6 protein-coding genes are annotated in these 13,996 nt (G+C 34.5%); all 6 read right to left on the reverse strand.

Translation table 11 applies throughout. The annotated features are described in order from the left end of the window. Positions 1-9: 9 nt before the first annotated feature. The 6 genes from gap to ACYEKI_RS10705 all read right to left on the reverse strand — a co-directional run bounded on the left by gap (position 10) and on the right by ACYEKI_RS10705 (position 13,867). Positions 10-1,014 (reverse strand): type I glyceraldehyde-3-phosphate dehydrogenase, encoded by a 1,005-nt coding sequence (gene gap, locus ACYEKI_RS10680; protein WP_459211177.1) that lies wholly within the window; start codon positions 1,012-1,014, stop codon positions 10-12. Between the two features lie 25 nt (positions 1,015-1,039). Beyond that, positions 1,040-1,912 (reverse strand): lipoyl synthase, encoded by an 873-nt coding sequence (lipA, locus tag ACYEKI_RS10685; RefSeq protein ID WP_459211178.1) that lies wholly within the window; start codon positions 1,910-1,912, stop codon positions 1,040-1,042. A gap of 82 nt (positions 1,913-1,994) precedes the next feature. Further along, positions 1,995-2,924 carry a PorP/SprF family type IX secretion system membrane protein gene (locus ACYEKI_RS10690; RefSeq protein ID WP_459211179.1) on the reverse strand — a complete coding sequence of 310 codons (930 nt, stop codon included), beginning with the start codon at positions 2,922-2,924 and terminating at the stop codon, positions 1,995-1,997. 46 nt (positions 2,925-2,970) lie between these two features. After that, positions 2,971-5,109 (reverse strand): lectin-like domain-containing protein, encoded by a 2,139-nt coding sequence (locus ACYEKI_RS10695; RefSeq protein WP_459211180.1) that lies wholly within the window; start codon positions 5,107-5,109, stop codon positions 2,971-2,973. 278 nt (positions 5,110-5,387) lie between these two features. Next, positions 5,388-6,326: a PorP/SprF family type IX secretion system membrane protein gene (locus ACYEKI_RS10700; protein ID WP_459211181.1), complete on the reverse strand. Its 939-nt coding sequence runs from the start codon at positions 6,324-6,326 to the stop codon at positions 5,388-5,390. Between the two features lie 56 nt (positions 6,327-6,382). After that, complete coding sequence (locus tag ACYEKI_RS10705; RefSeq protein ID WP_459211182.1) at positions 6,383-13,867, reverse strand: lectin-like domain-containing protein; 7,485 nt, start codon at positions 13,865-13,867, stop codon at positions 6,383-6,385. Positions 13,868-13,996: the final 129 nt, after the last annotated feature.

Raw genomic sequence — 13,996 nt, forward strand, 5'->3', positions numbered from 1 at the left:
CTAATATAGTTATTTCTTACAAATCTTCGGTATTAAATCGATTAATCTGTTACTGTAACCTATCTCATTATCATACCAACCTATAATTTTTACCATTTTTCCGATAACAGAAGTCATAAGTGCATCAAAAGTGCAAGAATATGGATTTCCAATAATATCAATGGACACTATAGGATCTTCTGTATAAGCCAAAATACCTTTTAATGAATTTTCTGAAGCTTCTTTAAAAGCGCGATTAATTTCGTCAATAGAAGTTTCCTTTTTTACATTAAAAGTAATATCAGTAAGTGAACCATCAGGAACAGGAACTCTAATACCACAACCACCAATTACATCATTGAGTTCTGGAAATATTTTTGTTAATGCTTTTGCTGCTCCAGTTGTTGTAGGAACAATAGATTGACCAGCTGCACGAGCACGTCTTAAATCGCGATGTGGTTGATCATGTAAACTTTGATCGGTAGTATAACTGTGTACTGTTGTAATGTATGCTTGTTCAATACCACACAACTCATTAATGACTTTAATCATAGGAGCTGCATTATTTGTAGTACAAGAAGCATTAGATATAATAGTCTCGCTTCCATCTAGAATATCATCATTAACACCTAATACTACAGTTTTAATCAAATCATCTAGAGGAGGGGCAGAGAGGATTACTTTTTTAGCACCAGCATCGAGGTGTTTTTGAGCTAAAGAATGTGTTTTAAACTTTCCTGTAGCTTCGATAACTATATCTATATCAAATAAATCCCATTGACATAAAATAGGATCTTTATGATGCGATAAAGGTACTTTTTTATCATTAACAAGGATAGCATCAGCTTCATAAGAAATATCATGAGCCAAAACACCATGTATACTATCGTATTTTAGTAAATGACTTAATGTACGAGCATCTGCTAAATCATTGATAGCAACTACATCTATATTGGGATGTTGTATCAATAAACGGAATAGGTTACGACCTATTCTTCCGAAGCCATTGATAGCTATTCTAATAGGATTGTTCATTATGGATAAGAAGCTATGCTAAATATTAAGTCAAGTGTTTTTGAGCTTTGTATGAAGAACGTACTAATGCACTACTTTCTACATGCCTGAATCCCATATCTAGAGCAATTTCTTCGTATTTTTTAAATTGATCTGGAGTGATAAATTGTTTTACAGGTAAATGCTTTTTACTTGGTTGTAAATATTGACCAATAGTCACTACATCAAGATTAATAGCTTTAAGGTCTTTTAAGGTTTGAATTACCTCTTCTTCCTTTTCTCCTAAACCAAGCATGATACCACTTTTTGTGCGGTGAATCCCATTATCTTTTAAGTATTTTAAAACTTGTAGACTTTGCTCATATTTCGCTTGTATACGAACTTCTCTCGTTAAACGTTTAACCGTTTCCATATTATGAGAAACAACTTCGGGTTTAACTGCTATAATGCGATCTATATTTTTAGTTTTTCCTTGAAAGTCAGGAATAAGTGTTTCAAGAGTTGTATTAGGGTTCATACGACGAATAGCTTGTACTGTCTCAGCCCATATAATTGATCCACCATCCAATAAATCGTCTCGGTCAACTGATGTGATTACCGCATGTTTGATATTCATCAATTTAATAGATCTAGCTACTTTTTCAGGTTCTTCCCAATCTACGGTTTCTGGACGACCAGTTTTTACACCACAAAAACCACAAGAACGTGTACAGATATTTCCTAAAATCATAAAAGTCGCAGTCCCTTCACTCCAGCATTCTCCCATATTAGGACAGCTTCCAGAAGTACAGATAGTATGTAAATTATATTTATCTACAAGACCTCTTAATTCTGTATATTTTTTACCAGTAGGAAGTTTAACTCGTAACCATTTTGGTTTTCCTTTTGGTGGAGCAACAGTAGCTACATCTGTATTCATAGTAATGCAAATTTTAAAGGCAAAGATACAAAGAAAGGAATTAAAAAAGCACTAGCATAAGTTTTGATTCGTAAATATGATGTTAAAAGAATCGATTAGGAAAACAATCGGTTAATGATCTAACTTCAAAACTATAGGTTAAGAAAATTTCATGAGATCCTTGACTAAACTCATTGAGGTCTGATAATGTATAATCATAAGCATAACCTACTCTAAAGTTAGGTGAAATCTTATAACTGAATAAAGCACTTACAGCATCTTCTATTCTATAAGAAACCCCTAATTCTAATTTATTTCTCATCAAAAAACTAGCTGCAATATCTGTTGTAATAGGTGCTCCAGCTGCTGTTTTTAATAAAACAGATGGTTTAAACTTAAGATCAGGATTTAATCTAAATACATAACCTGAAGTAAGATAATAATGAATGTCTTCTCTTCCTTCAAAAGTTGTAGCAGCAGTATTTTCTAAATGCTTTGATGGAATAAGGTTAGGAGCAGATAATCCTAAATAAAAATTTCTGCTATATAAAAAAGCACCAGCTCCAACATTTAAGAACGTACTGTTTACATTAGCAAAAGCAGGGTCTGTATTTGATCCTCCAGAATCTAAAGTTAGATTTGAGAAATCAGCATTATAAACAGTAAAACCTAATTTTGTTCCTAATGATAAGCGCAGGTTTTCTGAAAGATTAAAGCGGTAAGCAAAATCTCCATTTACATTAGTTTCGGTAATATCATTACCTATCTGATCATTGACTACAGTAAGTCCTAAATCAATATTTCTTCTTAAAGAAGCATGTCCAAAAAGCGTAATTGTTTCTGGTGCACCTTCTACATTTGTCCATTGACGTCTATATAAAGCTCCTAACTCAATATGTCCGGTATCTCCAGTTACATATGCAGGGTTAATAACATTCATGTTATAGGTGTATTGAGTGTATTGAGGATCTTGTTGGGCAAGACTTAAAAAAGTATTGCATAATATGAATAGGGGGAATAATAATTTTTTCATTACAGCATAGTTAAGTTTAGACTACTAAGTGTTTAAAGTTTTTGGGTTACTTTCTTAAGTGAATTCTACCTTGAATAGGATCAAAACCAGCTTGATTTAATTCAATAACATAAAAATAAACTCCAGAAGGAACCACTTTTCCAGAAAGGAAAGATGAAGAAGATGAACCATCCCAAGGTGGAGTATTGATGTTCCCTTCAAAAACCTTATTTCCGTAACGGTTATAAATCTTTATAGTGTGATTAGGAAAAGTTGCTAAATCATTAATGATTAAAGTATCGTTAATACCATCTCCGTTAGGCGAAAAACCATCAGGAACAAAAATGGTAAAGAGTACAGTTAATCGAACTTGAGCAGTTAATGTTTGTATACAAGCTATTCCAGAAGCTGTAGTTATTGTTACACGATATAAATACCCATTAAAATCTAATGAAACAGGATCTATAGTTAAAGTATTTGTAGTTGTACCAGAATAAATACCTCCATCTGATAGTGTAGTCCAAGTAGAACCATTGTCGGTACTTTCTTCCCAAGATATAGTTACATTAGTATCATCTGTTTCAAAAGAAAAAGAAACACTTTCATCTTCGTTAATTACTTGGTCAGTAGGCGCTGTAGTAAAACTTAAGGTATTAGCTTCTAAAAAGTCAGGGACACCATTGTTATCTCCATCTAGAGGAGTGAGGTAACCACCATTTGCATTTATTGTTGTTGAGTTTGATACTAACCCATCGGCATCTTCTTGAACATTAGTACTTTCTAATGAATCTGGATGTCCTGTTCCAGAAGGATCTGGATAACCAGCTTCTAGTGCATCTGAGCATCCATCTCCATCACTATCTAAGTCTTCGTCATTAGGAATTCCATCTCCATCAAGATCTGGACAAGCTGGAGCAGAGATAACGGTAATTTGTACATCATCTATAAAGTTACCAGAAGATTGATCTCCAGCACTAGAAACAGATACGAATGCAAATACAGTAGTTTGTTGATCTGCAGGTACAGTATATTCTCCAGTATATAAGCCCCAATCTGTATTACCATCAGACATGGTAGCTTGAGTTACAGCATTTGTTAAAGATTCTCCTATTTGAACTTCTGCAACATCAACGCCTGTACGTCCTCTATGTCTTACAGACCATCTTACTACAGAACCAGGAGTGATACATAAGTTCTGATATAAAGTAGAAACTTCTGTAGCATTAAGTTCTGCAAATTGATTTCCTTCAAATGCAGGTACACCGCTAAAACCATCTCTCCATAATTCAATATTATTATCAGAAGATGTTGTCGACCATTTTAATTCATGCGTATCAAAATCATCAATACCTTCTCTAAAAGCTTGGAAAAAACCAAAAGAGTTTGTTGTAGGAGCTTCAAAACCACCATTAGATAATGGTTGCGCACAACTATTACCACACTCGTCTGCATTAGTAATTCCATCATTATCTTTATCTAAATCCACAGGTGGAGGAGGTGGATCACCAATTTGAGTTAAAGCACAAATTTTTTGTTCATTAAAACGACCTCCAGTTGATCCTGTAAATCCCCATATTACCTCAGAAGCACCTAAAATTGTTCTAAGGTCATTATTAATTGTTGTTAATAGTACACCATCAAAGAAATAAGTGAAGGTGTTATTTGCTGGATCCCATATAAATTGTACATCATGGTAATTATCATCTTCAATATTTCCATTAGTACCGATTACTTGAGGGCCAAATAAATTAGTAGTACTATCACTGTGATCTGCACTACCATCGATTTGAATTCCTGTATGATCACTACCATTATTAGGATCTCCTTGATTCGAATTGGTAAAGGTATCAAATTCAACCGCAAAAGAAGGTGTAATAGATTCATAACCAACTCCACCACCGCTGTTTCCAAATTCAGAAGAACCGATTCCGCGAAGTACAAATGCAACACCGTCTGCACCAGCATTATCATTTCCTAAAAATATTCTAAATTCGAAATCAAAGCCTTCATTTAAATTTAAAGTGTTTACACCCCAAAATGCACCTACTTGATTTTGTTGAGCAGGGGTAATGATATATTCGTTATCCGAATTTAGTGTAGCATCCTGTAATGGTGTAGCACCGATATCAAGACATTGTTGGGCATTTATTTTTGATGAAAATAAAAAAGCACAACAGATAACAAGGAGCTTGTAGTGAAGTTTCATAATATTGGGGATTAAGAAGTGTTTAACTTTCTATATCTGATTAGAAATGACCCCAAATATCGAATCAATTAATTAATTTTCAAAATAGATTAGACATAAAGATGCCTGTATCGAATGAAAAATCAATCAATGAAGAGTAAATAAAGTATCAATTACTTTTAAAATGATAATATGTGATTAAACTTTTTGAATAAAATATGTTTTATGGATTAATAAAGTATTTTTTTTACATAAATATGATTGACTATGGTTTTTAACAAATTTGATATTGATACATTTTAGAAAAATCGATTTGAATAACAATCAATGTATTTCCTTAATTGGAAACTATACATTAGAAAAACTTCATGTGATCCTCTACTAAATTCATTTAATCCAGACAGTGTATAATCATAAGCATAACCTATCTTGAAATTAGGTGTAATATCATATCTTAACATCAAAGCCACAGCATCTTCTAATCGATAAGAAGCACCTATTTCAAATTTTTCTTGCACTAATAAATTTAATGAGACATCTGCAGAAATAGGAGCATTAGCCACATGTTTAACAAGAGCTGATGGTTTCAATTTAAAATCTTTATTGATATTAAAAATATACCCTACAGTTAAATATGCATGAAGTTCTTCAAAACTACGAGCTTCATATGAAGCAGTATCTTCTATATGTTTTGTAGGAATAAAATTAGGAGAAGATATTCCTAAATAAAATTCTTTTGTATATAAAAACGCACCTGCTCCAAAAGTTAAAAAGTTACTATTAATATTTTGAGCAAATAAAGGATCTGTAGGAGCTCCTCCTGAGTTGAGTTGAAGTCTACTAAAATCTGCATTATAGTTAGTAATACCAGCTTTTACACCAAGAGATAGAAAAAAATCTCTTGCAAGTTCAAATCGATATGCTACATCTGCATTTGCATTGGTCTCGGTAATTTCTCCGTCAAGTCCAATACGATCATTGATTACATTTATTCCTACCTCTACACCAGCTGGTAATGTGGCATGAGCAAATAAAGTACCTGTTTGTGGAGCTCCTTCTACATTTACCCATTGTGTTCTATAGAATACTCCTGTATCGATATTTCCTGTTCTAGCTGTTGTATAAGCAGGATTAACAATACTCATGTTATACATATAATGAGTAAAATGAGGATCTTGTTGCGCTAGACTTGTAATAGAATACAATAGTAAAGCGAAAATAAAAACTGCTTTTTTCATGGGTAATAAATTTTGTGGTGTTGTCTGTCTCATCAAGTGTTAAAGAGTTTTTATGGTTATTTCCTTAGATGTACTCGTCCTTGTAATGGATAAAGATCATCTTGATTAAGGTGAATTACATAGAAGTAAACACCACTAGGTAAAGCTCTATCTGAGGATTCATTATTTAATGAACCATCCCAAGGATTTGAATTAATCCCTCCTTGATATACTCTATTTCCATATCTGTTATAGATTTCTATAGTATGATTAGGGAATGAGTTGAGATCTTCTATTACAAAAGTGTCATTAATACCATCATCATTTGGAGTGAATCCATCTGGAACAAAAATGTCCATAACAACTTTTAATCTAGCTTGTGAAACAGCAGATAGGTCACACATAAAATTAGGATCGTTAATGACTACTCGATATAAATTACCATTAAAGTCAAATGGAGCTGGATCTATAGTTAAAGTATTTGTAGTTGTACCGTGGTAAACATCAGAATCCATAAGTTCTGTCCAAGTATCACCACCATCAGTACTTTCTTCCCAAATGAAAACAAGATCCGGGTTTTGAGTATCAAAAGTGAATGAAATAGCTTGTTCTTCTTCTACTGTTTGATTACTAAGTTCTGTACTAAAGCTTACATCAACAGCTTCTTGGAAATCATAAATTCCGTTATTGTTATTATCAAGTGGAGTGAGATAACCACCTTGATTAATTACCAAGCCATCAATGTCTTCTTGTACAGGAGAAGTACCTAGTACACCATCATCATCAGGATCTGTAAATCCAGCTTCGATGGTATCATAACAACCATCACCATCACTATCTAGATCGCGATCATCAGTAATACTATCACCGTCTGTATCTGGACAAGGAGATATACCACCACATTCCACATCGTTGGTGATTCCGTCATTATCAAAATCTAAATCAGCACGTTCATTAACAATTAAAATGGCTTCACTGGTTACTTCGTATTCACAAATAAAATCAGGATTACTCATAGTGACTTTATATCGGTAACCATTAAAATCTAGTGTAACATTGCTAATGGTTAATATATTATTATTGGTTCCACTATAAATAGTATTATCGACTAATTGAATCCATGTTTGTCCACCATCTCTACTTTCTTCCCAACCAAAATCAATTTCGCTTCTAGCCATAGAACTGTCAAAATTAAAAGAAGCATCATTTTGTTCTAATACAGCAGTGTTTTGGATTTCGGTAGTGAAAATTAATAGAGGAGGTGCTTCTTGAAAATCAAATATGGTATTGTTATCTGTATCAAGAGGAGTAAGATATCCTCCTTGATTAATAACTAATCCATCAACATCTTCTTGTACAGGAGAAGTTCCTAGTACTCCATCATCGTCAGGATCAGTGAACCCAGCCTCAATAGTATCAAAACAACCATCGCCGTCACTATCGAGGTCAAGATCATCTGTTAGTCCATCGCCATCAGTATCTGGACAAGGAGTTAGGCCTCCACATTCAACAACATTGGTAATACCATCATTGTCTAAATCCAAATCTGGACGAGGGTTCACTGTAAGCAAAGCTTCTGAGTAGGTGTAATAAGGGCAAATGAAAAAGGGATTTCTAATCGCAATTCTATAGCGATGGTTGTTAAAAGTTATAGGTACAGGGTTAATCGTAAGTCTATCTCTATTAGCAGAGATAGTATATATTCCTGTACTTTGTATATCGGTCCATGTGGTACCATTATTTGTACTTTCTTGCCAAATAATTTCGCTAAATGTATTTAACGGAAGCACTGTGGCAAAATCAAAAGATACACTGTATTCTTCTTCTATAATTTGATCTGATAATTCTTGAGTAAAAGCAACATCAGTGGGAGCTTCTTGAAAGTCAAAAATACCATTATTGTCATTGTCAAGAGGAGTGAGGTATCCCCCTTGATTAATTACTAGTCCGTCAATATCTTCTTGCACAGGAGAAGTACCCAGAACTCCATCTCCATCAGGATCTGTAAATCCAGCTTCTATGGTGTCAAAACAACCATCTCCATCACTATCAAGATCTAAATCATCTGTAACACCATCTCCATCTGTATCTATACAAGGTGTTTGTCCACCACATTCAACAACATTAGTAATACCGTCATTATCTAAGTCTAGGTCTGGTCGAGGTGTTACAGTAAGTGTACCATCTGTATATGCAAATCGTTCACATAAAAAGGTCGTATCACTTACTTCTACACGATATTGATAACCATTCATATCAATAGTCGCGGGATTGATATCAAGAATATTTGGAGCAGATAAACTATATATAGAAGGAGGTGTAAAATCAATGTTAGTCCAAGTGTTTCCTCCATCGGTACTAAATTGCCAAGTAATATTTAATCTATTAAAATCAATATCAGTATCAAAAGTAAAGGTTACAGGATTCACTTCTTCTATAGTTTGATCGGCCATTTCTACAGTAAAGTTGATCGGATCTGGTGCTTCTTGAAAATCATAAACTCCATTGTTGTTATTATCAAGAGGATCTGTGTATCCACCTTGATTAATAACTAACCCATCAATGTCTTCTTGTACAGGAGAAGTTCCTAATACACCATCATCATCAGGATCTGTAAATCCAGCTTCGATAGTGTCATAACATCCATCAGCATCACTATCTAAATCTTGATCATCTGTAATACCATCTCCATCAGTATCTATACAAGAATATACATTTACCGTCATTTGAGGATTACTAATAGATGCTGGTCCACCGTGATTTGAATTTCCAAAAACGATATCTACACCTGCTTGGCAATCATAAGTAAAAGCTTGATTAAGTACAAAGCCAGCAACAGAAGCATCCATAAATGGTAAAGCATCTTCACGAGTTCCATTGGCTGTAGTAACCATTAATCTAATATTAACTGGAGTAGCGATTAATTCTGGGTTACCTTCATTAGTCCATGGAGTCCATGTACCATCTCCATTACTATCAAAACGTCCACCTCTATTGAATTCTCTTGTTTGGGCTCCGTTATTAGCATCCCAGTGATCCTGATGGAAAAAGATAACAGGAACACCATCTATAGTTAATTGTAAACCATCATCAAAAGAACCTACTGTGAAAGATAATTCGCAACGATCTAAAATATTATTAGTACCAGTATCTACATTTACGTTAAAGTTTGATGTGATTACTGAGTTTCCTGAAGTACCATTAACTGTAGCTGTAACAGGATATCCTCCTGTAGCACTTTGATTATCGGTACCAGTAATAGTTAATTGAGTCGTATTAGCAGCACACTCAGTAGCGTTAGTAATACCATCATTATCGAGATCTAAATCTGGTCTAGGCAATACTGTAAGTATACCATCTGTATAATAATATAGCGGACAAAGGAATAATGGATCACTAACTTGTACTCTAAAAATATTTCCGTCATTTGATAAATCTACAGGATCTATAGTAAGTGTTGTATTATCAGCACTAATCGTCATATTTTGATGAGGCGGGGTTCCTGGTGTTAAATCAGTCCAGGTAGTCCCATTATCAGTACTCGTTTGCCAAGTGGCAATAAATGATGATAATGGTAAAGTAGTATCAAAAGAGAACGAAACGCTATTTTGATCTTCAACTGTTTGATCAGACATTTCTAAGAAGAAAGTAATAGGAGTTGGCGCTTCTTGAAAATCATAAATACCATTATTATTACTGTCTAGAGGATCTGTATATCCACCTTGATTAATAACTAAACCATCTTGATCCTCTTGAACAGGAGATGTTCCTAGAATACCATCATCATCAGGGTCTGTAAATCCAGCTTCAATAGCATCTACACAACCGTCATTATCACTATCCAAATCAAGGTAATCAGGGATAGAATCTCCGTCTGTATCTTGACAAACTTTTAAGGAGAATGTAACATTGTTATTGAATAGACCTAAATCTATATTAGAATATACTCGAACACTAGTAGCAAATCCTCTAGATTCCCAAGTAAAATCATCACTATTAATAGGACCATTAACAGTTCTTCTTACATAATAATCGTTTTGATCTATATCTGTAGGTAGAGGACGGCTTTCAAAACCAGGATCAAGGTTCGATACTAAATCGTAACGTACTCCATCTAATGAAAGCATACCGTCTATATTATTGGTATCTACGACACCTCCTCTACGATGTGTTACTCTTATTTCGGCATCTAGTGTTCCAGATACTGTAAACGTAACAGGATCATCACGTTTAACTCCCCATCGTGTACCTCTTACATGACCATTAGTCATCGTAACCAAAATACTTCCTGGAGGATACCCAAAAAGAGCAGATACATCACGATCGGTTACATCGTATCCAATATTTGAATCGTTAGGAATAGGAGCGTCAAACATAACACTAGGAGAAATTTCTACAAAAGGAGCATCACATTCGGTTTCGTTGGTGATACCATCATTATCGAGATCTAAATCTGCTCTAGGTAATACAGTAAGTACGCCATCTGTATATTCAAATAATGGGCATAAGAATAAAGGATTACTAACTTCTGCTCGATATAGATAACCTGTCATATCGATTGTAGCAGGATTGATCGTTAGTATATTTGTGTTTTCGCCACTATAAATAGGGCTATTTTGAAAATCAATGTCTGTCCAACTAGTACCATTGTCTGTACTTAATTGCCAATTGATAGCAAGACCTGCAATATTCAAATCTGTATCAAAAGTGAAAGAAACACTATTGTTATCAATAATGATTTGATCAGACATTTCTACAGTAAAATTGATAGGTTCTGCAGCTTCTTGGAAATCATAAATACCATTATTATTACTATCCAAAGGAATATCATATCCTCCTTGATTAATTACAAGACCATCTAGGTCTTCATCAACAGGAGAAATACCTAAAATACCATCACCATCAGGATCTGTAAATCCAGCTTCGATAGCATCAACACAACCATCATTATCACTATCTAAATCTAAATAATCTGGTACACCATCTCCATCTGTATCTGGACATGGAGCAGGAGTAATAATAGTGATTTGAACATCATCGATAAAATTACCTACAGATGGGTCATTATTAGCACTTGAGATAGATTCAAAAGCAAAAATAGTACTGTCTTGATTAAGCGGTACTGTATATTGCCCAGTATAATAACCCCAGGCTTGAGTACCATCAGACATGATTTGTTGAGTTGTTGCAGAAGCTAAAGTTTCACCTATTTTTACTTCGGCTACATCTACTCCTGTACGACCTCGATGCCTTACAGACCATTCTAAAACAGTACCAGGAGTAATACATAAAATTTGAAATAAAGTGGAAACCCTAGTGGCATTTAATTCGGCAAATTGATTTCCTTCAAATGCTTGAACACCTTGAAAACCACTGCTCCAAAATTCGATTCGACCATCTGAAGCAGTAGTTTCCCAACCAGGGATAGTATCTTCATCTAATGTAGCAAATGATCCTAGAGAAATTGCAGGTGTTTCAAAACCTCCGTTGATAATAGGTTCAGAACAAGCTGCAAAACCACATTCGATGGCATTTGTTATTCCATCATTATCAGAATCTAAATCTGGACGAGGTGTAACGGTTAATACCGCTTCAGAGGTAACCTCTACTGGACAGGGCGCATTAGGGTCAGAAATGACTACACGATATTGATACGTGTCAAAGTTAGCAGGGACATTAGGGATACGTAGTGTGAATGTGTTTACGCCTAGGTAATTGGGGTCTGTAGGTTGAATTCTTGTCCATGTAGCTCCATTATCTGTACTAACTTCCCAATAGTGATCTATAGGAGTGATTGAAGGCTGAAAAGTAAATGTTGCTTCAAAGCCTTCGTCAACTGTTTCGTCAGCTAACTCAACGATGAAAGAAACAGGATTTATAACTTCTTGGAAATCGTAAATGTTATTGTTGTTACGATCTAGTGGAATAGCATATCCTCCTTGATTTAACACTACACCATTAGCATCTACAGTAACAGGAGAAGATCCTAGAATTCCGTTATCGTCAGGATCGGTAAATCCAGCTTCAAGAGTATCATAACAGGTATCATTGTCACTGTCAAGATCTAAATGATCATATACTGTATCATTATCTGTGTCATTAGGAATTGTCCCTGTACCAGCAGTATCAGGAATACCATCGTTATTATCTAAATTACCATCTATATCATCTGCATAACCATCATTATTTAAATCAACACCACCAGATTCACGTACATCATAAATTCCGTCATTGTCAGAATCTAAATCTAAAGCATCTACAATACCATCGCCATCTGTATCGATACACTTTGAGTTAGAGAATCTAAAGCCTTCTAAAGAAGCACCTCGTTGAGCATTAATTGTTATACTTGTTGCGCCTCTTGGGAAAATGATATGCCATCTTAACTCGCTATTAGTAATAGGATCAACTCCTCTTTGTGTAAAAGAACTTCCGTTGGTTAAAAAACTACCATCATTTTCAACTAATTGATCTTGAGGGTCACGAATTACAGCATTACCATCTCCGCCAGTCCAAGTAATAGTATAAATGTTGAATCTAGAAAGAAAGTCTTCACCTCCAGTTCGACCATATAGAACTAAAGCATTTTCGGTATTGTTAGTAGGAATATTAAAAGTAGCATCTAGTGACCAAAAACCATTACTACTACTATTACCTCTGTACATAAAATAAATTCCTCCTAAGGGAGAAACTCCTTGATTAGTAATAGTGTTGAATCCTGAAGCAGTAATATCCCAAGTACCAGAATCTTGACCATCAAAATCATAAGTTCCATTTTCTGTACCGTTTTGATTATTACTTGTGATTTCAAAATCAGCATGAACTAATGAACATTCTACAGCATCTGTAATACCATCATTATCTGTGTCTAAGTCAACAGAATCAATACGATTACGAATACATACTTTTTGTAAGTTAGTTGCTCCACCTGTAGATCCTGTAAAACCCCACAAAACATCAGAACTACCAATAATTGTTCTAATATCTCTTTGTAAAACTGTAAGTTCTGTACCGTCAAAATAATATGTGAATTCGTTAGTAGTAGGATCCCAAACAAAACGAACATCATGATAAGCATCATCTTCAATATTACCTAAGTTTTCGGGACCAAAAAGATTGCTATTACTATTGTGGTTTGATATTCCATTTGCCATGATACTAGTGTGATCATTAGTGGGGTCACCAAGTCCACCATTTCGATATGTATCAAATTCTACAGCAAAGGAAGGTGAAATACCAGCATAACCAACACCACCTCCAACTGATCCAGTTTGAGCAGTACCTTGAGCTCTTAAAACAAAAGCTACTCCATCTGCACCAGCGTTATTATTACCAAGATAAATACGAAATTCAAAATCAAAAGGATTATCTAGACTTATTGGTGATTGCCCCCAGATAGCACCAGCTTGACTTCCTGCATTAGGAGTAATTACATATTCATTAAGGTTATTAACTGAAGCACTACCTATGGTATTTACATCAATGGGAATACATTGCTGAGCATGGATACCTGTTATGTAAAAAAAGTATAAGAAAACAATCCAAGTAAAGTTAGTATTCATGACAGTTTAGTTAGTTCAAGCACACAATCTGTCAAAACTTATAGGGATATCAATATGTAGGTATTCAATGGGGGATGTGTTCCAAATGTCTAACTAAAAAATGAATAAAAAAAATGCTTGTATTAACGT

Origin of the sequence: Aquimarina rhabdastrellae (genome assembly GCA_947387485.1) — a bacterium.
In the GTDB taxonomy this organism is placed as follows: domain Bacteria; phylum Bacteroidota; class Bacteroidia; order Flavobacteriales; family Flavobacteriaceae; genus Aquimarina.